Origin of the sequence: Marinobacter sp. F4218, assembly GCF_019443085.1 — a bacterium.
Classification (GTDB): domain Bacteria; phylum Pseudomonadota; class Gammaproteobacteria; order Pseudomonadales; family Oleiphilaceae; genus Marinobacter; species Marinobacter albus.
Window position 1 is genome coordinate 428,427 of the sequence record NZ_JAHZIL010000002.1, and the last position, 26,440, is coordinate 454,866.

At 53.7% G+C, this 26,440-nt stretch carries 6 protein-coding genes; all 6 read left to right on the top strand.

The window, feature by feature from the left end; translation table 11 throughout:
• Positions 1 to 84: 84 nt before the first annotated feature.
• The 6 genes from K0B93_RS02400 (at position 85) to K0B93_RS02490 (ending at position 26,434) form a co-directional block, all read left to right on the top strand.
• Positions 85 to 2,313, top strand: a complete 2,229-nt coding sequence (locus tag K0B93_RS02400; protein ID WP_219865942.1) for a type I secretion system permease/ATPase — start codon at positions 85 to 87, stop codon at positions 2,311 to 2,313.
• The gene (locus K0B93_RS02405) at positions 2,310 to 3,683 is read left to right on the top strand and encodes an HlyD family type I secretion periplasmic adaptor subunit (RefSeq protein ID WP_219865667.1); all 1,374 of its coding nucleotides are present in this window, start codon (positions 2,310 to 2,312) and stop codon (positions 3,681 to 3,683) included. Before K0B93_RS02400 ends, K0B93_RS02405 begins: the two co-directional genes overlap by 4 nt.
• A complete protein-coding gene (locus K0B93_RS02410; RefSeq protein WP_219865668.1) occupies positions 3,673 to 4,362 on the top strand; it encodes a hypothetical protein in 690 nt (229 codons plus the stop codon). Before K0B93_RS02405 ends, K0B93_RS02410 begins: the two co-directional genes overlap by 11 nt.
• Positions 4,363 to 4,399: 37 nt before the next feature.
• Positions 4,400 to 13,003 carry a calcium-binding protein gene (locus K0B93_RS19170; protein WP_228743175.1) on the top strand — a complete coding sequence of 2,868 codons (8,604 nt, stop codon included), beginning with the start codon at positions 4,400 to 4,402 and terminating at the stop codon, positions 13,001 to 13,003.
• 271 nt (positions 13,004 to 13,274) lie between these two features.
• A complete protein-coding gene (locus K0B93_RS02485) occupies positions 13,275 to 14,267 on the top strand; it encodes an NAD(P)-dependent alcohol dehydrogenase (protein ID WP_219865669.1) in 993 nt (330 codons plus the stop codon).
• A 419-nt stretch (positions 14,268 to 14,686) separates the two neighbouring features.
• Positions 14,687 to 26,434, top strand: coding sequence for an Ig-like domain-containing protein (locus K0B93_RS02490; protein ID WP_219865670.1), 11,748 nt, complete (start codon positions 14,687 to 14,689; stop codon positions 26,432 to 26,434).
• Positions 26,435 to 26,440: the final 6 nt, after the last annotated feature.

The window sequence follows — 26,440 nt, forward strand, 5'->3', positions numbered from 1 at the left end:
GATTACGGCTAACACTGTGCTAGCTTCAACGGCCTGAAGTTGTAATCAAGGAAGAAAATTTTGTCGCTTCGACCATCAGGGACGATGGATTCAGGCCTCGCAGCACTCGTGTTCGTCGCACGGTATCACCAGGTTGCCGCAGACTCGGATCAACTCCGTCATCATTTCGGGACTCACGAGCGACCTTTCCAAAGGTCTGAGATCCTCAGAGCAGCTCGCCATCTAAAGCTGAAAACCAGTGCGTTGAGGACTCATTGGGATCGGCTCGGGTCAATCAATCTTCCTGCAATAGCCGAGACGGAAGAAGGAAGGTTTGTCATTCTCGCAAAGGCCGCGGGCGAGGAAGTACTGATCCAGGATCCGCTGGCGAGGGCCCCCGAGACCCTGGCCAAATCTGAGTTTCTCGAAAGGTGGAACGGCAACATCATACTGATGTCAAAACGCAGCCTTCTTCTCGGGGGCAAGCAGAAGTTTGATATCAGTTGGTTTATCCCAGCAATCCTCAAGTACAAACACCTTCTTCGAGACGTGATTGTCGCGTCTTTTTTCATTCAGCTCTTTGCACTGATCACGCCTCTGTTCTTTCAGGTCATGATCGACAAGGTACTGGTTCACAAGGGCCTGACCACGCTGGACGTGCTCGCCTTTGGCCTTATTGTTATCTCTCTTTTTGATGTGGTGTTGAATGGCCTTCGAAATTACGTTTTTAGCCACACAACCAACAGGGTGGATGTTACTTTAGGATCGAAACTATTCCACCATCTTACCCACCTGCCAATTTCCTATTTCATGAGTCGCCAGGTTGGCAACACAGTTGCCAGGGTCAAAGAGCTCGATACCATCCGTAACTTCATTACCAGCTCCGCACTCACTCTGATCATTGATCTTTTTTTTACCATTGTTTTCTTCGCCGTTCTGTACTTCTACAGCCCTACTTTGACCTGGATTGTTTTGGGGGCGATTCCCTTCTATATCGGTCTTTCTTTAGCGATCACCCCCATACTGCGCAGGCGGCTTGATGAAAAGTTCAAACGTGGTGCCGAGAATCAGGCGTTCCTGACAGAATCCATGCATGGAATCGAAACCGTCAAGTCCATGGCGGTCGAGCCGCAGATGCAGCGGCGTTGGGAACAGAATCTTGCGGCCTATGTGGCGGCTTCCTTTAAAGCTACGAACCTTGGCAACATCGCCAATCAGTGCGCTCAGTTCATCAATAAGGTCGTGACGGTACTGATTCTCTGGATCGGAGCCACTCTGGTTATGGCGAACGAGCTGAGCATTGGTCAACTGATAGCCTTCAACATGATCGCCGGAAGGGTGAGCGGTCCCATCCTCAAACTGGTTCAGCTTTGGCAGGATTTCCAGCAGGCGGGAATTTCACTCAAGCGGTTAGGTGACATTCTGAACACTCCCGCCGAGCCCGGCCACAACCCGAACCGCACTACGTTACCTCGGATCCAGGGCAACGTACGTTTCGAAAATGTCGATTTCAGGTACGGCTCATCAGCTCCGTTAGTGCTGAAACAACTGAACCTGAACGCTGCTGCCGGCGAGATTGTAGGCATCGTCGGTCGATCTGGGTCTGGGAAAAGCACGTTGACCAAGCTCATCCAGAGACTCTATTTGCCAGAGGCAGGGAGAGTTCGGATTGATGGCATAGACCTTGCGCAGATGGAGCCAGCGTGGCTAAGACGCCAGATTGGTGTCGTACTGCAGGAAAACCGTCTGTTCAACGGCTCAGTAAAAGACAACATTGCCTTCGTAGACCCGAGCCTTCCTATAGAGGATGTGATAGCAGCTGCCAAACTCTCTGGTGCACATGATTTCATCGCCGAACTTTCTGAAGGCTATGACACACCAGTTGGCGAGCAGGGCGCTAATCTATCAGGAGGCCAACGACAAAGGATCGCCATTGCCCGGGCACTGATCAGCAACCCACAGATATTGATTTTCGACGAGGCTACCAGTGCCCTGGACTATGAGTCTGAAAGGGTCATTCAGCACAACATGGTCAACATCTGTAAAGGCCGCACCGTATTCATCATCGCCCACCGCCTTTCAACCGTTCGCCATGCCGACCGGATTGTTGTCGTTGAGAATGGTCAAATCGTCGAGGACGGAAACCACGAAAAACTGTTAGCCCAAAACGGGTACTACTCCAGGCTCTTCGAGTACCAGAATGCCTCTGTTCCGATAAGAGCAAGAGCCCCGGATTCGGGCAAACCTATGGATCATTCACCGGCCGGTGGCCGAGAAGGCGCCATTGGCTTCGCTTTCGGTTCTGAAAGGGTCGATACGGTGAGGCTGACATGACGGGCGGTGAAAGCAAACGCAACGCAATCAGAGAGGAACTGTCCGAAAAAGACATCTACCAGTTCATGCCTGCCGCCGTCGAAATTGAGAGGACACCGGCATCACCAGCGGGAAGAGCCATTCTATACGCCATTGTACTGCTGTTCCTGTTTGCAGTCCTTTGGGCGGTGTTCGGGAAAATAGATATCGTCGCAGTTGCTGAGGGAAAGGTTGTCCCCAGTGAGCGCGTCAAAATAATCCAACCCATGGAAACCGCCACCATTGCCGGAATCCACGTGAAAGAGGGCGAGGAAGTACAGGCGGGAGAGCTTTTGGTAACGCTGGACTCTGAAATGGTCGAGTCCGACCTGCGGCGCTTTACCGAAGAATGGCTGGATGCTAAGGCGCAACGATTGCGTTTGGAGGCACTCGTTCAATGGTTTGAGTTGGATGGAAAACCTGGCGAATTTTCTGTTGCAAGAGATCCAGAACTCGCCGAACGAGTTGATCGCCAGAATGCCCTATTGCGGGAAGAAATAGCGGAACATCGTGCGACGCTAAACGCCCTGCAAAGACAGGGTGAACGGCTGGATGCGGAGTGGCAAATGGCGGAGGCAGAAATTGACCGAAGCAAACGGATCTTGCAGGTTCTGGGTGAACGTGTTGATGCACTCGATACCATGCAGAAAATGAAAATGGGCGCGCGTGCGGATTACCTTGAACTTCGGCAAAGCCAAATCGAGATCGAAGGCCAAATTGGTTTGCAGCAGGCTATCCAGAAGAAACTGGAAGCCTCTATGGCTGCCAACCTTGCAGAGCAGCAGACCTACCGGCACGAATCCTACAAGACAGTACTAGGCCAGTTGCAGTCCCTGCGGGTGAATGAATCCACGTTGCGGGAACAGAAGACCAAGACAGAAAAACGCCACGGACTCTTCCACCTCCGAGCGCCGATGAATGGAAAGGTGCAGCAACTCGCCATCCACACCGTCGGTGGGGTCGTCACGCCAGCTCAAGAGCTTATGTTGATTGTTCCTGATCAAGGCGAACTTGAGGTAGAAGCCATGATTCTGAACAAGGATATTGGTTTCGTACAGGAGGGCCAGCCCGCCGAGGTTAAAGTGAACACCTTTAACTTCACTAAATACGGGTCGATTGCTGCAGAACTTGTGGGTCTTTCAAAAGACGCTATTGAAACCGAAAGGCAGGGGTTGGTCTATAAATCCCTGTTTCGTCTCAGGGAGGGCGGCCTAATTGTGAACGGCAACTATGTCGCCCTCTCACCGGGGATGTCAGTAACCGCCGAAATTAAAACAGGACAGCGCAGAATCATTGAGTTTTTTCTGTCTCCGCTGCTTCGCTACAAGGAGGAAAGTCTGGGTGAACGATAAATGGATGGTGCTTGTGATAGGTCTGGCTAACGTGTGGTTGTCAGGGTGTTCCGTGTTTTACACCCCTGGTATGAGCGAACTCGAAGAATTGTGCGAGAAGGATGGGGGCATCACCATCCGTAAAGATCTGAGGGTGGATGGTTATTTTAAGGGCACCACGCAGGACTGCTACGGCTGCTGGAACGACATTATCGTTTCAGGGTATGACTACATTGAATTCAACTATGAAAGACCGAGATTCCACCGGTACTTCGAAGGTGGCGCTGGATACCATCGGATTTTCAAGGCCCCCAAAGACAGTCCCCAGTGCAATGCCGCGATCTGGAAATGGAACCTCAGTAAAAAGGTGGGTTCAGAGCAGTACGATCGATTTTTCGAAGACTATTGTATTGCCTCGAAACCGATTGACCAGCCAACGGCTCAGTATGGGTATTTTGAAGAATCGGAGGAATGGCGCGTCAACGATTGGTATGGCTCAACAATCGGTCGCTTTTATGCTGAGATCCGCGACCTTGGTTCAGCCGAAGTGATAGGTAAAAGAGTCACATACCTTTTGAACCCTTGGCCAAAAAGCGCTTTGAGTTACGGCAAGGTGTTTGACTGCCGAGATATTGGGAAATACCGCTCCCCCAAAGGGTATGGAAGGGACTTGCGATCTGCAGTTTTCAAATCTGAGTAATTACTTTAATCATAGAGATCATAGATAAGGGATTATCATGACGAACAAAATTGAGTCTGTATACCAGGGTGCTCTGCTAGCTGACGCAGCTTATATCAGTTTTGAAGGCCTATACAGTGAGTCAACTGGAGAGATAATAAATGATTCCGCAACGTTGGAGGAGTTCCTAAAGCGAGGATTTACAGAAACACAGTTCGACTTATTCAGGGAAAGATACCACATCGTTGACCATGTCCAGAGCAACATCTCAGGCTTATCCGCCACCCTCTTTATAGATACTGACAATGGCAACAAACCCATCCTCGCGTTCCGAGGGACTGAAACAACATTAAAGGGAGGACCAGCGGATCTGGTAAATGACTTTATGCTGTCATTCGGTATCGGAATGCAAACCCCTGCCCAGGATTCCGTAATGCAGCAATGGCTCGACGCTGGGCACTTCGGCGAAGAATCTCTGACGGTTGTCGGCCATTCCCTGGGCGGCCATTTGAGCCTACAAGCCGCTGCCAGCTATGACGAGTACATTACCGACGTCATCACGTTTAACGGCGCCGGGCTGAACCCCCTGGAGCATTTGCTGATCTCGGAGGGTATCAACGAGTCGAAACTAACCAGAGTAGTGGCGGAGCCCGGTTTCGAGTTCACCGCCAACGATACCTATTTTCAGCAGTACGACGACTCACCGCACCGCCTATTTATCCAAAAACAATCCCTGATAAGCAATTACGAAACTTTCTCCGATCTTGCTACCGGCAACCATTCAATGGTCCACCTGGTGGATACCCTGTCTGTCATGCGGCTGTTTGAAGCAGTTGATCCGTCTGCATCAGTAGAAGTGATAGACGCTGTATTGTGGCAAGCGACCGATCGGGTCATTGAATCCATCATTGAGAAGAAGGAAGGGGATCTATCCCCGAACGGTGAGTCCGACCTTTCCTCACCAGACTCTGCTGCGATTTCGTTAAACACGGTTATCAAGCATTTGGCCTTTCAACTGGGCGTTAAGGTTCAGGGTGGAATTGATGCGGAAGGAAACACGGTCTATCGGGAGGTGGAGGGGGTTAATGACGCTCCAGTTTTATACGAGACGCTAGAGTCCATCGGAGATGGGTTTTCGATACTTCCACTGGACTCCCTCGACCTCGCCCACATTGCGGCCTACGAGGACAGCAAGCGCGCCACGGCCATTCGGTACGCGCTTCTTGAAGGTGCCTCTTTTGCCATTGGCGTTCCCGACGACTACGCGGAAGGTATCTTCGCACCTGATTCAGAATCGTACCAGTTCGGAGAGCATCCCGCTGGCTTCTGGGAAGACCGTGCGGATTACTACCAATACCTGATGGTCCGAAATGCGAATGACCTTAACGACAATGATGCTGTCGGAGAAGGAGATTTCGTGTATGCCGACCAGGGGCTGAGCTCGGAGCGGGATGCAAATGATCAGTCCAGAGACAACGTTCTTCTGCACGGTGATGAAGTTACATCCATTAACTGGTGGGATCGTGTCATTATTGATAACACGGCCACACATGACATGGTGGTCTTTGGTGGAGACGAAACGGATCAGGAGCTTTCCGGCGGCCTTAAGAACGACCGCATCTATGGGCTCGGCGGAGACGATACCCTGAAAGGTGGGGAGGGCAACGATAACCTTGTCGGCGGGACGGGCAATGACACCTATCGTTACCGAACCGGCGACGGAGCGGACAAAATTTTTGATGACATTGGCCAGCTCGAGATCAATGGCGAGATCGTCTCCTCAATTGATCCGATAGATGGTCAGCCGGATGCTTACACTGATGGAAATCACCTGTTCTATGTCTTTCCGGATTCCGTGATAGTGCTGGTCAACGGCTCTGCAGAAGACAAGATACAGATTTTTAGCTCGTCCCAGTTATCGAGTTTCACTAACCTGGTGGCAAGCACGGCTGATACTGCCTCGGTCGCCACCATTGAGGCGCCCAGCCTTGAGAACTTCGGACTATCTGTCACCGAGCCAACAACGAATAGCGACAGTGTAGGCAGCATCGATATTGGTACCGGCCATGATGTTTTCATACCCACCGATGGAGACACCGTTAGTAACTGGCAGGCCTATCACTCGGGGCCCACTATTGGATCAGCCGCCCCGATCATCTACAACGCGGCCCTTTTCGACGCCGGTCTGTTTGAGCCCGGCGTTAATCCGGCATGGAACTTTGTCGGGGGTGCGGGCAATGACCGACTGAACGGCGCAACAAATGATGATGTTTTACTCGGCCAACAGGGCGACGACATTGCCTCCGGTGCTACGGGCAGTGATTCCCTTTATGGGGAAGAGGGCTCAGACCGGCTCCTGGGTGGGGATGGCGCTGACCACCTCATGGGGAACCACTCTGAGATTCTGGTCGACATGGAAACGGGCAATGAGCTTGACCGATCCATGGGCGAACTCGCTGGAGACTCGGATTACCTTGATGGTGGGGAAGGGAATGACTGGCTCACCGCGGGTAGTGGCAGCGACGTTTTGCGTGGCCGCGCTGGCGATGATGAGCTTTACGGGGGAGCTGGCTCGGACCTTGTCAGTGGGGGCGAAGGCGCCGACCTCGTGCTGGGGGATTCGGCCGGGGCGATTGTCACCTACACATTGACCGAAGACCGCCGGATAGAAACCGGGCGCCTCACCGAGCCCGACGTACGTTACACGTTGCTGAAGCACATAACTAATGTCGATCCGACCGGGAATTACGACGACACCATCGAAGGCGGCGCAGGAAATGATGTCTTGATCGGTGAGGTTGGCGATGACCACATCTCCGGTGGTACCGGTGATGATTGGATTGAAGGCGATAAACTCAATAACCCGGGGCGGTTTGGCGGCAGCTCAGGAAAGGGTAAGCACGATGGATTCTTGGACACCGCAGGGAACTGGGTCGACGTGGCCGCGGATGATTTCGCGGCCTTGGACGGAGCATGGCATGGCGACGACACTCTCTTCGGCGGCGCCGGGAACGATTCGATAGCCGGCAATGGCGGTCATGACACGTTGTATGGCGGTATTGGCGAAGACCTACTGATTGGGGATGACGCCTCCCTGGCCCCCTCCTTTCACGGTGATGATAAATTGTTTGGCGGTTCCGGCAATGATGAACTTCAGGGCGGCTCGGGCCAGGACCGTCTGGAAGGCGGTGGCGATGACGATGTGTTGTTCGGCCAGGCCGGCGACGACATCCTGTCGGGAGACAGCGGTACCGATGAATTGCTCGGTGGAGAAGGTAACGATGTCCTAGACGGCGGCCGAGGCAATGATTCTCTCTGGGGCGGTGCGGGCGATGATCGTTATGTCTTTGAGGAAGGCGATGGGGCGGATGCTCTGGAGGATGACGAGGGCAACACCTACCTGCGGGTAGCCGGCAGTACAAGTGCCCTGAGTGCCTACCAAAGCGGCAATCTCATGGTTCTCCGATACGGAGCAGCCGGCGGGACGATCACCTTCTCTACGGCGTCTTTCCAGGCAATCGCGGACATCACAACCGACGATGGCGCCAGCCAATCCCTGAGCATTGCAACGAATAATGCTTCAATTTCGGGTACGGCAGGGCGAGACAGCATAACGGGTGGAAACAGAGCAAATGCCTTACATGGCGGTGGCGGGAACGATGCCCTTCACGGCGGTTCCAATAATGATCAGCTGTTCGGTGATTCGGGTAATGACGTCCTCCAGGGCGGAGAGGGTGATGACTGGTTGGAAGGTGGTGAAGGCAGCGATACCTACCGCTTCGAACTTGGCGGTGGCCATGACCATATCGATGCACACGATACTACCGAGGGCCGCTCTGAGATCTTGCTCTTGGGTGCCGGGATTACCGCAGAGATGGTCGGATTCAGCCGGGAAAGGGACGATTTGGTTGTTGCGATAGGCGACGGCACCGATCGGATCAATATCTACAATTTCTTCAATTCCAACGACCCAACGTATCGCATTTCCTCACTTCGGCTTGATGATGGAACCGAGTGGACCACTGCGGATCTACTCGACCAGTTTCCTGATACCGCACCGACCCCGGAGGGAACTATTTACGGGCGTGCGATCGCCGATGTCATCAATGGCACCTCAAACGATGACGTTATTCTGGGACTGGAGGGGCGGGACACGCTCTCCGGCCTGGAAGGGAACGATACCCTCAACGGTGGCGGGTTCAATGACGACCTAATGGGTGACGACGGCAATGACATTCTTGTTGGAGGCCTGGGGCAGGACCGGCTTTACGGCGGAGCGGGTAATGACATCTATCGTTATTCCTTCGGCGACGGCAGCGACGAAATATACAACGGTTCATACACCGCCCAGTTCGACACACTCGAGTTTGCGCCGGGGATCGTGCCCGACCAGATTCATGCCTACCGCTCTGGCAACGATCTCTTCCTAGACATTGGCGATTCTGGAGACCGTATAAAGATCGCGAGCCATTTTGGAGAAGGGGGATACGGGCAGCCGATCCACAGGATTCTGTTCATGGAGGATGGCTCCGAGTGGGATGCGTCGAGAATACGGCAGGAAAGCCTTGTCGGCAGTGACTCCTGGGATAATCTGGAGGGATTTTCGTCAGACGATACGATTGACGGCCAAGCCGGACACGATTTTATTGACGGCTTAGGAGGGGATGACACCCTGATCGGTGGCGCCGGTGATGACCAGCTACGCGGCAGTGAAGGCAACGATACCTACCGTTTCTCTCTCGGTGGTGGTAACGACATCATCGACAACCGCGATACCTCCGGTGGTTTTGATACCGTTTTGTTCGATGAATCGGTTCTTCCAACCGACCTGAAACTGCAACGGGACCCAGGGTATCCAGCCGATGACCTGGTCATTAGGAATATCAAGTCTGGTGAGAACATTATCGTTACGGAACACTTTGGTGGTCCGGAAACAGCCATAGACAGCATTCAGTTCTCGGACGGAACGACCTGGGATCTCGCCATGATTATGAACATGGTCAATGAAACCACGGAACTCGATGATAAAGTCTACTTCGATTCTGAGGCCGATATTGTCTTTGGGCTTGCCGGTGACGATTTGATCGCCGGGGGCGCGGGCAAGGACACGCTCTATGGTGATGGCGGCAGCGACGAGCTTTTGGGCGAGGAGGATAACGACTTTCTTTTCGGGGGGAAAGGCGATGATCGCCTCGAAGGTGGATCAGGAAACGACACGCTTACCGGCGGCCACGGCAACGATCGCCTTGAAGGGGGCGACGGCAGTGATATATACCGCTATGCCATTGGTGATGGCCAGGACGTCATTGATAACTCCTATTCTACCGATGGAGAGAATGTCCTCGAATTTGGAGAAGGGATAGCAGCAAGCGATGTTTCTTTGCGGCGAAAGGGCAGTGATCTTCTAGTGAATTTACCTGGAGCCGGGGACGGAATACGGGTCGACTCTCACTTTTTTATGTCAGCGTGGGCTATCGACGAAATCCGCTTTGATGATGGCACTGTCTGGAACAGTGAAGAAATCAACGCGGGGGTTCTCCTACCGACTGATGGTTCAGATGAATTGCATGGTGGTCAGCTCTCGGATGCCATACAGGGTTTGGCTGGTGACGATCAAATCTTTGGAAATGACGGCGACGATTCCCTTGATGGTGGCTCAGGGGCCGATCGAATCTACGGGGGGCATGGAGACGACATTATTCGGACCGGCAGCGGAAGGGATGAGGTATCGCTTGGCCAAGGAAGTGACCAGGTGTTTTTTGATATCACACAAGGCTCCCTGAAACTCTCGAATGTGGCTGAAGACATGGCTACCGATCAACTGGTGATCGAGGGCGTCTCGTCGACTGAGGCACTGCATTTCTATCAGGAGAACAATAATCTGGTAGCGGTGGTTGATGGCAGTTACAGACCTAGCCTGAAAATACGAAATCAGTTCACAAGCGCAGGGCCTTCCGTTGACCAGATCTTTGTTAACGGAGAAGTTGCAGAAACGACACCAGCTGGTGTCTTTATTAATCTGGCAAACAGCTCTGCAAGCGACCTCAGTTGGCTGGAGTACTGTTCGGCAAGACCCAGCGATCACAATTCACCTCATTATGTAAGCTACACAGATGGCAGCCGGGAAGTAGGGGCTACGGACGGGAACGATCTGGTGATCGCCAGTTCGAACGGTTCCAGGCTCTATGGCTATGCCGGCGACGACATACTCTTTGGTGGATCCGGAGACGATCGACTGGTTGGGGCGGGTGGCAATGATTCATATTATCTGGATGCTGATGGAGGCTCGGACTATGTTGCTGATTCCGAGGGAGTGGATACGTTGGTTCTGGGCAAAGGCATTGCTCTGACTGACCTGGACATTGTTTCAGCCGGATCGGCATCAAGCATACGCCAAACCCTTTTTTTGGGTGAAGATCAGAAGGTCGAATTCGGAACTTCCGACAGCATAGAGTGGGTTGAATTTGCAGACGGCTCGAGATTGGCCTGGTCCGATGTCAAAGCAAATATTGAATCCAGAAACCAGTCGCCGGATGTAGTTTCTCCGGTTTCTGATCAGGATATCTTGGAGGATACCAATTGGTCCTTCGAAATACCGCTTTCCAGCTTCCGTGATCAGGATTCCCATGACGTATTGACGTATTCGGCATCAATGGCCGACGGCTCCTCGTTGCCAGGGGGACTGGAGTTTTTCTCAAACGAGAGCGGGATAGGCCCAAATCAGCCCACTCTTAGTTGGAGTCCTGCCAATGAAGATGTCGGCACCTATCTAATTCAGGTAACTGCAACAGATAGTCATGGTGCATCCGTCAATTCTGTGTTTGAACTTGCTGTGGTCAACGTCAATGACGCGCCAGTAGTGCAGGTGGAGTTACAGGATATGTCGGCTACGGCCGGGCAAGCCATTGACTTCAACATTTCTGCCGACAGCTTCATAGACGAAGATCTCGGAGATCAATTGACCTACAGCGCAATGCTCGCAGGTGGCTCAAGTTTGCCTGAATGGTTGGTATTCGATTCAAGCTCTGGCTATTTTACGGGCGTACCGGCCTCCGATGGCGCCGAAACCTTGGATATTATGGTAACTGCTACAGATCTTGCGGGTGCAAACGCAAGTTCTACATTCACTCTTACAGTCAATGGGCCAGATGAAGGCCATGACTCAGCCGGTGGCGCCGACGCCAGTCCTTCAGAACCGGAACCTGGTTTGGGCGGTGACGACCAGATTCAAGGCGACGGTCGAAAAGAGATTCTTATTGGTGGATCCGGTAATGATGAGCTTTTAGGTAATGGCGGTGATGATCTATTACTTGGGGGCCTAGGGAACGATAGCTATATCTATACAAACGGACAGGATGTCGTCGATGAAAGTGGCGGTACCGATATCCTCCGGTTCTCTGGCGGCATTACCTTCACTCAAGTTGCCTCGGGCCTGATGAAGTCAGGTGATGATTTGATTCTCAGAATCGACGGTGGACCTGATCAAGTAACTGTGAAGGATTTCTTTATCGGGGGCGACGCCATCATAGAGACGCTCGAATTTGAGACCGGAGGCCAAATTACCTCCGGTCAGATCTATGGCGCATTTGGGCTTTCCGAACCCACCCCAGTAGCGGGTTGGTCAGAAACTATTTCTGGCACATCCATAGATGATAGTGATTTGATCGGCACGCAGGATGCTGATTTTATTCAAGGTTTCAATGGAAATGATGTCCTTGATGGTCAAGGGGCAGCAGACCGACTTGTGGGTGGTAACGGAAATGACACTCTGTCCGGCGGAACCGGAAATGACCTACTGCTCGGAGGGCGGGGCAACGACACATACCTGTTTAGCAAAGGAGAAGGTCAGGATACGATCAATAACACAGGCGGTGGTTATGACATTCTCCGATTCGAGGATATTACGTTCAGTGAAGTAGCCAGCGGGTTGATGAAGTATGGTGACAATCTTGTGCTTCAGGCAAGCGGTGGCAGTGACACCGTGACATTGGAGAACTTCTTTCTGGGCGGCGATAATGCGATAGATCGGATCGAGTTTGGGCCTGGAGGAGAAATAACAGCTGACCAGGTCTTTGGTGCTTTTGGACTGATTAATCCGGATCCGCAAGGGTCCCCAGATTACCAAGGGTTACCTGATGAGCGAGGATTTGGGTCCGTCACAGCAGGGACCGCGGGCGGAGAAGTCATCTTGGCATCATCTGACGCTGACTTTATTGATGCTGGAGCTGGATATGACTCTATTTACGGGAACCTTGGTAACGACTATCTGCTAGGCGGAGAAGGTGCCGACACCTACCACTTTGGAGTTGGCGATGGGGTGGATACGATCAATAACCTGTCGAACTCGTCTGATCCAGACAACTTGCGCTTCTCTGGAATCGATGAATCTGAACTCTGGTTCTCGCGTCAGGGAGAAGATCTGGTTGCCGATGTGCTCGGAACTGACGACCGGGTTAAGGTTCAAGGCTGGTACTCAGGTTCTGCTCTCAAAATAGATTCCTTAGCAACAGACGATGCTGTTATTTCGGCGTCACAGCTGGAGCAGCTTGTATCTGCGATGGCGGCATTCGGTGCCACTTCCGGCGGAGAAATTACGCTGACACCCGAGGAAGAAACCCAAGCACAAGCCGTAATAGCCAGTTCCTGGCAGTCAGCGGCTTAACCATCTAAATGCAAAACGGTTGAGGCGGTTGATGAATTCGCCGCCTTACCAATCGTTAGGTTGTCGATTCGGTAGACAACGAGATCCATGTGTTGGGGGCGGACCAGCTGCACTACGAGTTGGCCCCAGTCGCCGATCAGGTTCATTGTCAGTGGTGCCCGTTAGACCAGCGCTCAACTTTCTAATGCCCTTATGCAAACAGACTAATATGACAATAAGCATGCAAAACGCCTAATGATGCAATCAGAGTGACCGCGAGAATGAGAACCCGATGAAGGCAGCTGTCTACGAAACCCACGGTGACCCTAATGAGGTCGTTGAGGTCAAAGAAGTCGGCCAGCCGTCTGAACTAAAGCCAGACGAGATGCTGGTCAAGGTTGCGAGCGCGGCCGTCAATCCCCTCGATTGGAAGATCATTGTGGGAGCTATCAAGGTGCCGTCCAAACAGAAGATACCCGGACTTGATTACAGCGGCACCGTCGTCAGTGTCGGAAGCGACGTGAAAGACTACAAGGAAGGGGATTCTGTCTTTGGATGCTCTCGCGGTACCTTTGCCGAATACGTCGTGGTCAGTTCAAAGGCGTGTGCGAAAAAGCCTGAGGGCCTCAGCCATCACGAAGCGGCTGCGCTGCCGCTTGCGGGGCTGACTGCCATGCAAGGGCTGCTAACCCATGGTCAACGCCGAGGAGTAACCGGAGGCAAAATAGCCATTTTCGGAGGCTCGGGAGGCGTAGGAAGTCTGGCAATTCAGATCGCCAAACGCGTGCTGAACGCAGAGCATGTTTACGCGACCGGATCAGCGGTGGAACAGATTCTTGGCCACGGTGCGGACACGGTCATCAACTACAAGACGACGAACGTGGGCGACGCTCTGAAAGGAAAAAATCTCGATGTGGTATTCGATTGTGTTGGCGGCGCTGACGCCTGGCAAGCGGCGCGACAGGGGCTAAAGCCGGGCGGGATTTTCGTCACTATTGCCGGAGACTCGCAAGAATCCTTTGGCAATGTAGTGTCGACCATGATCAAGGGTTACTGGCGCCGGTTACTTGGCAAAACGGGGCTCGGTCAAAAATACGTTTTCTTCTTGGTTGATCCATTGATGGAGGGGAATATGGCGCAACTGGCTGAGTGGGTGGCAGAAAAGGCCGTTCATCCTGTTGTGGAGGAAAAGGTGTACTCGCTGACCACAGCATCGGTTCGAGCGTTATTCGAGGCATCCATGTCGCATCGCTCGAAAGGGAAACTCGTCCTGGACGTGGACTAACACAGTAAGTGCTAAATCCCTAAAACCCGAAATCAATAGGTTAGGGCGGAATTTCCACACAAAGTGCTAAAGAAATCTAAAGTAAATTCTAGAATATTGAGCCCGCTTAGGTTTTCACACGAAGTACTAAATTCGTCGTCCGAGCCAGGCTGTGGGAACGCTTCTTTTAGTCATTGTGCTTATTGCTCTTTGTGCGCTGTTTTTCCAATCCAAACGGGTCGAATCAAATGACAACGTTCCAATCTTTCAAGTCCTTTTGAAAGCCCTACCTTAATTCCACCGCCGCCCAAGTCTTTGTCAAAGAATGTAAAACATCTAGAAAAAGTGAACCAGGCAGTCCTCGATAAATTCTGACCTGCCATACTTCGGGCCAAATTTGGGCTCTGCACCAGTCGTGCAATTAATACAGGGAAGTTGTGATGATGTATAAGTACGCGCGCGGTTTCGCGCTCGCTTGGTTAGTTACGTCTTTTTCTTTGGTAAATGCTGAGCAGTTCCAAGAAACTGATGACATCGTCATAAGCCCAGATTCCTGCTCTCTTTATCCCATAGCCATTTCCAGTTCTGTACTTTCCTCCGCGACCCCGGGGCAGAAATTTCAGAATATTCCCACGGGCACCGGCCCTGGGAATTACAGCTGGCTGTCATGGAATGGAAGTAATGATGTCAACATGCTAGCTGAAGCACTTTTTCCGCCTGGAACCAGCGAAAACTACAGAAATCCTTTTAATCCCTTCGATACTCAGATCAATATTGGTGATTGGGTGGAGGGTTCACCCGGTGTCAAAAACAGTAACGCTGTACGTTCAAATCTTGACTCCCTGTTGGACTACAACCTTATCGTTCCGGTTTGGGGGAGCGTGGAGGCACAGGGTTCCCGCTTCAACTACGAGACCGTGCGTTTTGCCGTTATTCGCTTGAATGACTATGCCCTTAACGGCAAGGGCTACATCAGTTTTACTTTTGAACGCTATACACGCTGCTATAACTATCGTCCTGAATCACTCGACAGCCATATCACCACACCTGAGGACACACCGGTTACTTTTGAGCTACAGGCTCAGGATGCAGATAACGACGAGTTAATTTACGAGATACTGGCTCGGCCAGAGCACGGTCAGATTGAGCAATCAGGCTCACGAGTTACCTACACGCCTGTCCAAAATTTTAATGGTAACGACAGCCTGGAGTTTCAGGTACACGATGACGAACAACTCTCTGGTATTGCTACCGTCAGCATTGAGGTATTGCCCGTAAACGATGCTCCGGTAGCCGATCCCCGCTCAGCCACCGGTCCCGAAGATACCGCAATCCCGCTGACGTTCTCCGGCAGCGATATCGAAAATTCACCGCTTACATTTACCGTGGTGACCGCCCCCACACACGGCGAAGTCGTCGAGACTGACAATGGCGTGTTTTATCTGCCAGAGGCCAACTTCTTCGGACCGGACTCACTGGAATATGTTGCCAACGATGGAGAGCTGGATTCCCAGCCCGCCACATATAATCTGACGGTAACGCCGGTCAATGATGCGCCCACGGCAAAGGATGTCTTTGCAGAGACCGAAGGAGGGGACCCGGTAGTTGTCACTCTTCTGGGTGAAGATATTGACAATGAAACTCTCGAATACCGGCTGATCGATGAGCCGGTCAATGGAGAGTTCACAGGGAAGGCCCCGGAGCTGGTATATACCCCGGATCCCAGATTTGAAGGCCTAGAGGTAGTCGAATACGAGGTGTCTGACGGGGAGCTCCGGGCGACGGCTAACATCACCATCAATGTAATTCAGCCGAACCTTCCACCGGTGATTACCAGTCCGCCGATCATTGCCACTCCTGAAAGGGCAGATTACAACTATCCCGTCGTCGCGGAAGACCCGAACGAGGATGAGCTGACTCATACCTTAGACCGTGGTCCGGTTGGCATGACCATCGATAGCGCGTCCGGAGTGATTCACTGGTTACCCCAGCCAGAATTCACGCAATCGGTACCCACTTTCAATCAACAGTGTTATGTGGTGCCAAGCGGTAGCGTGAAGGTCTATGAAGAGGGTGACGACACTTCGGGGATCAGTTACATCGCCCCGCTGTTCCATCGCGTAAAGGCTTCCATTGCCGATGCCAGCAACTATGTTGCTCCGCAGTCGGTTGCTTGGCACAAGAAGAACGGATGCCTTGGTTGTCATATCCAGACCCAGAGCCTTTTGGGTATGGAATCTTCGAAAGCCAAGGCCGATGTGGATGAAGGGGCTGCGGAGTATCTGCTGACGGAAATTTTATCTAGCCAATTGAATGATGGCTCTATCCGCCGCTCGCATCCCCAATTTGCGAAGAATCAAACAGCGTTCGCTCTATGGGCGCTTAATGCGGTGCCCGATCGTTCCCGGACTTTCCTGGTTCGCCAGAACGGGCTGGACTTCTTCCTTGATCGGGTCACAGTAAGTGGCAATCAGTCGTACTGGACAACGGACCATAACAGCGGATGGTTGCGCGATTCCCTTGGGATCACGGCGCTCGTAGCGCAGGCAGCCGCGGGATACCTCAATGATCTCGATGGGATGGAGTCCCAAACGTCTGATCAACTCGAGATTGCCCATGCCTATCGGATGATGATGCCGGCGTTAGCGGAACATCTTTTGGGAGGGCTGAACACGAATGAAAACGACAGTCTGAAGCGCGTATTCCGCCTTATGGGCCTCGCAGAAATCGCACCGTTTGTTGGCGGTGAGGAAATAGAGTCCCGAATTTCGGCCGCGATTTCCCTTCTTGACCAGCAACTTCGAGACCGCCAACGCGAGGATGGCGGCTGGTCACGCTATCATTCCGGCAGCCAGAGCGATCCTCTCACCTCAGCCTGGGTGGGGCTGGCCCTGGATTACCAAGACCCGGCACTGACCGATCCGGTGGTTCTAAACACAATAGAATATCTATTGGACCACCAACAGGCGGGTGGGACCTGGGATACCACAAGCGGCCTGTTTACCACTAAATTGGCGACCACCAGCCTGGTTATGGCTTATCTCCCGGTTGCTCTTGACCATTTGGGTAATCCCGACGTCCGACTAGGTCACGTATCCCTTTCTGAAAGTACTAGTGGTGTACATTCATTGAGTGTCGAGCTCTTTAATCTTGGTCTTGCAGATATTCGCGTACCGCTGGATGTCTCATTCTATTCCGGCAACTCTGAAGAGGGGCAGTTACTCGGCTCTGCCCAGGTGGCGCAGCTGACCAGCGACGCCAAGTCTAACGTTACGATCGTTGTCAGCGAGGATGAGCTGACCGATGACATCACCGTGGTACTCAATCCTGGTGCAGCCATTGAAGAGTGTCAGATCAAAAACAACATCACTCGCGCGGCTTTGGTCCGTCACCATGTGGCCGATCCGGACGGCCTTGCGGACACCCAGATTTATACCCTGAATGTCGAGGACGTGAACGAAGCTCCTGTGATTGACAGCGAGCCCCAGACAGCTTTGCAGGGTGGACAATCCTTCGAGTATCAGGTTGAGGTATCAGATACCGATGTGGGCGATGCCCATACCTATGAAATCATTTCTGGTCCCGAAGGCCTTTATCTTGACGAGCGGACAGGGCGTTTCACATCGGCCCCGGGCGGCATTGAGCCAGGTGAATATGAGGTTGTAGTCCTTGTGACCGACCTCAGGGGTGCTACGGTAGAGCAGCGCTTCGCCTTGATTATTGAAAAGAACCTCCCACCCGAGATTGTCAGTCCCGCCATCGTAGCGGGTGTTGAGGGTTCAGGTTACGACTATGATCTGGAGGCTGTTGATCCCAATGAGGGCGACGTTCTCTCATACGGACTGGAATTAGCGCCAGAAGGGATGAGTGTTGTAGCGGATACCGGATCGATTTCCTGGGCGGGAGGGAGCCCTTGGGTAGACAACCGAACAGATTCGAACTTCCTATGTATTGGTGAACCGCAAGCGAACCTGGGATCTCTAAATCCAGTTGAAAAATGGCGTTGGGATGTATCTGGGCAACCTGCATCCAACTATGATCAGGTCATGCATGCACCGATTGCTGTGCCGCTTTATGACACTAATGGTGATGGTGTTGTAAACACGAGAGACGACATAGCAATTATCTTCCAGACCTTCCGTAGCCGGTATTATTATAGCTCTGGTTACTTGAGGGCTATCTGGGCCAAAAACGGGGAGGCGATTTGGACGTCAGCCAGTGCCAGCGTTTTGCCGGAGGGCTCTCCAGCGGCGGCAGATATCGATGGCGATGGTTTTGTTGAAATTGTTACGCCACGCCCTGGAGGCGGAATCATAGCGTTCTCTCACGAGGGGAGAGTCGAGTGGACCTCGAGCTACCGGCCGAGGATTCGCTGGGGTGGCGCCAGCATTGCTGATTTGAACCAGGATGGTGTCCCTGAAATAGTCGTGGGTAATACCGTCTTCGACAACATGGGCCAAGTGAGCTGGAGGGCATCAGGCCCATCTGGAGATAATGGCGCTGGACCTCTTTCTTTTGCGGCAGATTTAGATGGTGATGGCTTCCAAGAGGTTGTAGCGGGTCGAGGGGCGTACAGTCATGATGGACAACTGCTATTTAATCGTGGCGATGGATTCTCTGCCGTTGGAGACATGGATTCTGATGGACTGCCGGAAATAGCGGCTGTACATGCCGGCTATGTAAGTCTCCTGAATCACGATGGATCAGTCATTTGGGAGAATAAGGCTATCCCCGGAGGAGGAAGGGGGGGGCCACCGACCATCGCAGACTTAACCGGGGATGGCACTCCTGAAATTGGAGTCGCAGGCGCGAACCAATACGTTGTGTTTGGTGCCGATGGCGCCATCGTCTGGCAATCGCCAACCCGTGATAATTCGTCCCATAAGACCGGATCGTCGGTATTCGATTTCAATGGCGACGGTCGAGCGGAAGTCGTCTATGCAGATGAGTATTATCTGCGGATTTATGACGGTCCCACGGGCCAGGTGATCTACGAAATAGAGAACACGAGTGGCACGACCTACGAACTCCCTGTCGTCGCTGATGTAGATAATGATGGTCACGCGGAAATCGTCGTTATCTCGAATAGTTACAGCAGAGGTAACTATTCCGGGATTCGTGTGTTCGAGGACGAAAGCGACTCTTGGGCTCCGACCCGCTCCATCTGGAACCAGCATGCCTATAGCATAAACAACATCAATGATGACCTAACGGTGCCGAGGTCCCCAAGCCCAAGCTGGCTGACCCACAATACCTTCCGGCTGAACACTTTTCCGGACAGGGATGCCCTCGCATTGCCAGATGTCACAGTCAGCGGCATCCAATATGACCAGGCGACGAGCACCATTTCCGTAAACGTCTTGAACCGAGGCTTGGCGCCGGTGGACGGCCCACTGACCGTTAATTTTGTGCATGATCACTCCTGGTCAGGCGAAACTGACCTGGGACAAGTGACCCTTGATGGGCTTGAAGCAGGGGAACAACGAGTTGTCAGTCTGACGGTAGATGATGAAAAGCTTGTTCAGGCGATAAAAGCAGAAGTAACGTTGCCCGAGAACGCAGTGGAATGTGCGGTCGACAATAATGAAACAATTGCCGCCGTGGTAGATGCGCGGGCCTACGACGAAGCAGGTCTTTTTGATGTTCAGAAGTTTGCCGTATCCATGGCGGACTCGAACGATGTACCAGAATTCACCAGTGCTGCGTCAAGCAACGCTGTTTCGGGCGAAGTCTACAGTTTTGAGTTTGTTGTAGCCGATCCCGACAAAGGAGATGCCCATCGCTTCGAGTTGGTGAATGCTCCAGAAGGTTTTGAGCTGGGCGAACGTACCGGAAAGCTCGTTGCGGAGGCACTGTCAGAGGGGGTTTATACTCTCAATGTAAAGGCGACAGACCTCTCCGGAGCAGTCGCCGAACAGACCCACGTAGTTACAGTCACACCTCCAGATAATCTGGCGCCAATCTTTGAATCGGAGCCGCCAAAGGGCATTAGCGGGGGAGAGACGTACTATTACGAAGCCGATGCGAGAGACCCGGACGGTGACGAAGTCGTCTATTTGCTTAGCCGCTCTCAGTCAGGCATGACCATCGACGGTGTTAGTGGCCAGATAAGCTGGACCCCCGCTGAGGATCAGTCCGGTGTGTTCTCCGCAGAGGTGACGGCACTGGATACCCGTGGCGCATCGAGCAAGCAATACTTCCTGATCGAAGTGCAGGATCCGAACGCCAACAACCAGCCACCGACCATCACCAGCACTCCTGGCGGTGCAGTCTACGCTGGCCAGCGGTTTGATTATCATGTAAACGCCAACGACCCAGATGGAGATACGCTGTTTTACTCTCTGGCCGCGCAGGAATCTGGCATGACAATCAGTGCCGATGGACTATTCAGCTGGTTGCCAGGATCTGAATGGATTGGCGAAACAGCCATCGTTGAAATCCTGGTCAGTGACGGCCGTGGAGGTGAAGTAGGGCAGAAGCTCACGCTACCGGTCAACGAGAGCGCGAATCATCCTCCGCAATTTACCAGTTCGCCGGAAACTATGGCATTGGCGGGTTCGGCTTACATCTATTCGGTCGCAGCCATCGATGACGATGGAGATGCCTTTTCCTTCAGCCTTGACCAAGCTCCAAATGGCATGACTTTGAGTGGCTCACAGGTGGGCTGGACCCCGGCGGGAACTCAAGCAGGTCAAGTTCACGACGTCGTAATCCGAGTCACCGATGCCCGAGGCGCGGCATCTACTCAATCCTTCGGAATTGCGGTCAATGCGCCGGCAGAGTCCAATGAAGCCCCGGAGATCAGAAGTACTCCTACATCTCCGGCCTTCGTTGGCGAAGAGTACCAGTACGACGTGATTGCCCGGGATGCAGACGGCGACGCGTTGACATACTCGCTTGAAGCTGCCCCCTCCGGAATGACACTCAACTCTACCGGCCAACTTCGTTGGATTCCGGCCAGCGATCAGGTTGCTGCCCATTCTGTGCGTATCCGCGTCTCCGATGGCAAAGCCTACTCCACCCAAAGCTTCACCTTGGATGCGGTTGAAGTGAGTGAGAATAGCTATCCGGACATTACCAGTCGGCCGAGCACACAGGCCGTGGCAGGTGAAATTTATCAGTACCAGCTCGTCGCGACGGACGCTGATGGCGATGAATTGACCTACGGCACCATGGTTCAGCCAGATGGCATGCAGGTCGATACTTCCGGATTGGTTACTTGGACGCCGACCGAAGACCAGCTGGGTATTCACGACATTTCTTACTTCGCCGATGATGGCAAAGGGAGAACTCTCCAGAATACGAGTATCAGGGTTCAGGAAGAGCCTTTGCCGTTGGCTGTGACCCTGCTGGTCACGCCGGATAGCGTGGATGCCGGTGAAATGGTCACCATTGACGTTTTCACCGAGGGCGGCCGTGGTGATTTCAGTCAGTCCGTTGAGGTAGATGGCCAGCTTTTGGCCCTAAGCCCATACGGGCGTGCTACTTGGACCGCCACGGGCACCGGGCGCCACACAGTTACCGCTGTGGTTTCTGATTCTGAGGACACAGTAACGGAGACCGCATATGTCACCATTCTTGATGACAGCGATACCGTTGCACCAGTCGTTACGCTGGAAGGCCCGGAGGAGGGCAGTATTATCACCGCCCCAACGGACATTATCGCCACGATTCAGGACGATAATCTGGCGGTTTATGAGGTGATAATTACCCCGAAGGGTAAAGATCAGTGGCAGACCATCGCAGAAGGGACTACAAGCCAGATATCAGCTCCGGTCGCCACTTTTGACCCCAGCCTCCTGATGAACGGCCAATACGACGTGGCTATTCTGGCACTGGATGTCAACGGCTTGGCTGGTTCTGACATGATGTCCCTGCAAGTCGAAGGCGACCTTAAAGTCGGTAACTTCAGCATTACCCTGGAGGACCTGTCGATTCCGGTAGCAGGTATACCCATTCGTGTGACCCGAACCTACGACAGTCGCCAGCGTTTTGAGCCACTCGACTTCGGACAGGGCTGGAGCATTGGCTATCAGGACGCAAGGGTAGAGGAGTCTCGAGCTCTGGGCAGCTACTGGACTGTTAACCAGTACAAGCGCGGCCCACTCAACCTAATCACCGACTTCTGTATCGAACCTCTCGGTGCGCCAGTAGTGACTGTCACTTTGCCAACCGGCGATGTAGAACGCTTCGAAGTGGGCGCTGCACCAAGTTGCAATACATATCAGGTCATTAAGGATGTCACCCTGGACTTCAAACCGAAGGGCGATACCCAGTCCACTCTGAAGGCTCTCGACGACAGCACAGCGCGATATGCAAATGGCACGCTGCTTGAAACCGGAACTTTCTCAAGCCCAGTGGACCCTAAGCGCTACCTGCTTACTACTCAGGCTGGTTATGCCTACACACTCAATCAGGATTTCGGCATTGAGAAGGTGGTGGATCCGAACGGCCACACGTTGAGGTACACCAACGATGGGATCTTCCACTCCAGCGGGAAGGCGGTGACCTTCCAGCGTGATAGCAATGGCCGCATCAAGACGATCACCACGCCCAAAGGCGACCAACTGAACTACCTCTACGATGGGGATAACAACTTGGTCACCAGTGCCGACGCGCAAGGCAATGCTACTGAGTACACCTACAACCGTAACCACGGTCTTCTGGATATCATTGATCCGCTGGGCCGAACACTGGTTCGTAATATCTACAATGAGAATGGGAGGTTGATCGCCCAGGAAGACAGTGACGGAAACCGCACGGATTTCAACCACGACGTTGAAGGTCGCCAATCCGTGGTCACCGACCGTCGCGGCAACACTACCCTTTACTACTACGATGACCGCGGCAACGTCACCACCAAAGTGGACGCCGCCGGCCAGACCTGGCAGTACAACTACGACGAGCGCGGTAACCAGCTCAGCCAGCTCGACCCGCTGGGCCATAGCACCGCGGCCACCTTCGATGACCGCAACAACCAGCTCAGCCAGACCGATGCGCTGGGTAACACGGTGGCGTACACCTACAACACCCGCGGTCAGGAACTGACCATCACCGATGCCCGGGGCAATCAGTACGCCAACACCTACGACAGTGTGGGCAACCTGCTGACTGTTGAAGACCCCAGCGGCAAAACCGCCGGCAATCACATCAATGCCGAGGGTCTGGTGTCCAAGAGCGTAGATGCCGAGGGCAACGCGACCACCTACACCTACGACGATGACGGCAACAAGCTGACCGAAACCAACCCGCGCGGGGAGACCACTCGATTCACTTACGATGCCAACGGCAACGTACTGACCGAGACTCGCGGACGCACGGTCAGTGGCAGTACGGTGGCGGAAACCATCCGTTACGTGTATGACGCCAACAACCGGGTCATCGAGACTCACCACGCGGATGGCTCCACGGTCTACAGCGAGTACGACGTGGTCGGCAATCAGACCGCGACCGTCGACCCGTTGGGCCGCCGAACCGAATACGTCTATGACGCCTTCGGACGGATGACCGAGACCTACTTCCCGGACGGTACCGTGGCCTACAAGACGTACGATGCCGAGGGCAACGTGGCGACCGAGACTGACCGCCTGGGCCGGATCACGCGCTACACCTACGATGCCCTGAACCGGGTGGTTCGCACCGATTACGCCGATGGCAGCCACACCGCCACCGACTATGACGCGGCGGGCCGGGTGGTCAGCGAGACCGACGCCAATGGTAACGTTACGCACTATGAGTACGATGCCGCCGGGCGCCGTACCGCCGTGGTAGACGCTCTGGGCAATCGCCACAGCTTCGACTACGACGCCGATGGCAACCTCATCGGTGAAACCGATGCCAATGGCCATACCACACGGTATACCTACAACGCACTGGATCAGCGTACCGAGACCCTCTATCACGACGGCAGCAAAGTCACCGAGGCCTATGACGCTCTGGGCCGGCGCATCTCCCGCACCGACCAGAACGGCCGCGTGACCCGTTACGACTACGACGCCCTGGGCCGTCTGATTCAGGTGACCGATGCGCTCGATGGCATCACCACTTACAGCTACGACGCCGCGGGCAACAAGCTGGCCCAGACCGACGCCGAAGGCCGCATCACCCGCTGGACCTACAACAGCCAGGGCCGGGTCCTGAGCCGGACCCTGCCCATGGGCCAGACCGAAAGCTTCAGCTACGACGCAGCCGGTAATCGACTGAGCCATACCGACTTCAACGGTCAGACCACGAGCTACCAGTACGACCTGAACAGCCGCCTGACCCGGGTGATCTATGGCGATGGGACCGTGGAGAGCTTCACTTATGACGCCGTGGGCAACCGTTTGAGTGCCACCACACCGGAAGGCACTACCGAGTACCGCTACGACGCCCTGAACCGGCTGGTCGAAGAGGTCCAGACCGACGGCTCGGTCCTGTCCTACGGCTATGACCACGCCGGTAACCGGGTGCAGCTGGAGGTGTCCACTGACGATCAGACCCGCAGCACCCGTTACGGCTTCGACCAGCTGAACCGGCTTGCCTCGGTGAGTGACGGAGAGGGCGAGACTCGGTACAGCTACGACAAGGTGGGCAACCGCGCCAGCGTCAGCTACCCGAACGGTAACGTTACTACCTACGGCTACGACGCCCTGAATCGACTGATGACCCTGACCACCACCAATGCCTCCGATGCCGTGGTGGCGGACTACCGCTACGACCTGGATCCGACGGGCCGCCGTATTGGTGTGCAGGAGCTGCATAATGGTCGCAGCACCACGTACGACTACGATGCGCTTTACCGCTTAACGGGCGAGACCGTTAACGACCCGGTCAACGGTAACCACAGTGCCGAGTACCGGTTCGACAAAGTTGGCAACCGCACCCTGAGCACCATCAACGGCGTACAAACCGCCTACAGCTACGATGCCAACGATCGGGTGACCCAGCAGGGCAGCACCAGCTTCACCTACGATGCCAACGGCAACACCCTGACCGAAACCGAAAGCGGCCAGGTCACCCGGTACCACTACGACGCCCGTAACAAGCTGGTGGAAACAGCCCGTCCGGGATACAGCGCGAGCTACGGTTACAACGCGGATGGTATTCGTACCCGCCGGACCGAGAACGGCACCACCACCCAGTTCGTGGTGGACAGCAACCGAAACTACGCCCAGGTACTGGCAGAAGTGAACAATGGCACCACCGAGGTCAGCTACACGTACGGAGACGATCTGCTGGCGCAACAGCGTTCAGGAGCGACCTCGTACTACCTCTATGACGGCCATGGTTCGACCAGGGCATTAGCGGATGAGAGTAGTGCAGTCACCGATTCATACTACTACAACGCCTTCGGCACCTTGCTGGCCAGGTCCGGCGAAACCGAGAACGAATACCTTTACGCCGGAGAACAGCTGGATTCGGGGTTGGAGCAGTACTATCTCCGGGCACGCTATTACGACCAGAGTGTGGGTCGGTTTACTCAGATGGATACGTGGATGGGGCACGATAGTGACCCGGTGACATTGCACAAGTATTTGTATGCCGGACGGAACCCTATTAACAATATTGACCCGAGCGGAAACAGCTTCATGAGTTTGGGCATACGTTTAAGTATAAGTACGGAATTAGCGAACGCTGCGGTAAACACAGCTGGCATCGCGTTCATATCGGCCCTTCGGTACAGCTTTACCGACGCCGATGTAAACGTGATGAAAAGAGAGCGCACAGCGGCAGACGTTAGGATTGGCACTATCGCCGCAAATATGTGTGCGAGATCTCAAGATCCAGACTGCCGGGCAAGTATTCCCTTATTATTCTTGGGAAGCGATGTCCCACAATCGGCTACGCATGTTCTGGATGCCCAGATGACCGGTAAGCCTGTGGTATTGAGTAGGTTAAGCCCAAAACATCCTTCTGGTTGGTACGAGGGTTCCGATGAGTGTGCGGGGGCTACCGGATTATTTTCTGGTTTGGACTGCGATGAATATCCTTTCAGGAGCACACATGAAGGAGGCCCAGGCAATTACGGTTTTCACGGTGTATCTCTAAGACCTATTTTGTCTTCGGATAATCAAAGGTCGGGGCGTCACTTAGGAGAGCTATATCGCAAGTGTAATGTGAGGGCGAACGATCCTGAGGATATGTGGTTTGGCGTTATAGCTATTCCGACAGCATCTTCCTCAAGAGCTGTATGTCCTGGGGAGTAATTTTAT

Excerpts from the sequence above, each read along its gene's own strand:
- K0B93_RS02400 (WP_219865942.1), top strand. The coding sequence starts at position 85 with ATGGATTCAGGCCTCGCAGCACTCGTGTTCGTCGCACGGTATCACCAG.
- K0B93_RS02405 (WP_219865667.1), top strand. The coding sequence starts at position 2,310 with ATGACGGGCGGTGAAAGCAAACGCAACGCAATCAGAGAGGAACTGTCC.
- K0B93_RS19170 (WP_228743175.1), top strand. The coding sequence starts at position 4,400 with ATGACGAACAAAATTGAGTCTGTATACCAGGGTGCTCTGCTAGCTGAC.
- K0B93_RS02485 (WP_219865669.1), top strand. The coding sequence starts at position 13,275 with ATGAAGGCAGCTGTCTACGAAACCCACGGTGACCCTAATGAGGTCGTT.
- K0B93_RS02490 (WP_219865670.1), top strand. The coding sequence starts at position 14,687 with ATGATGTATAAGTACGCGCGCGGTTTCGCGCTCGCTTGGTTAGTTACG.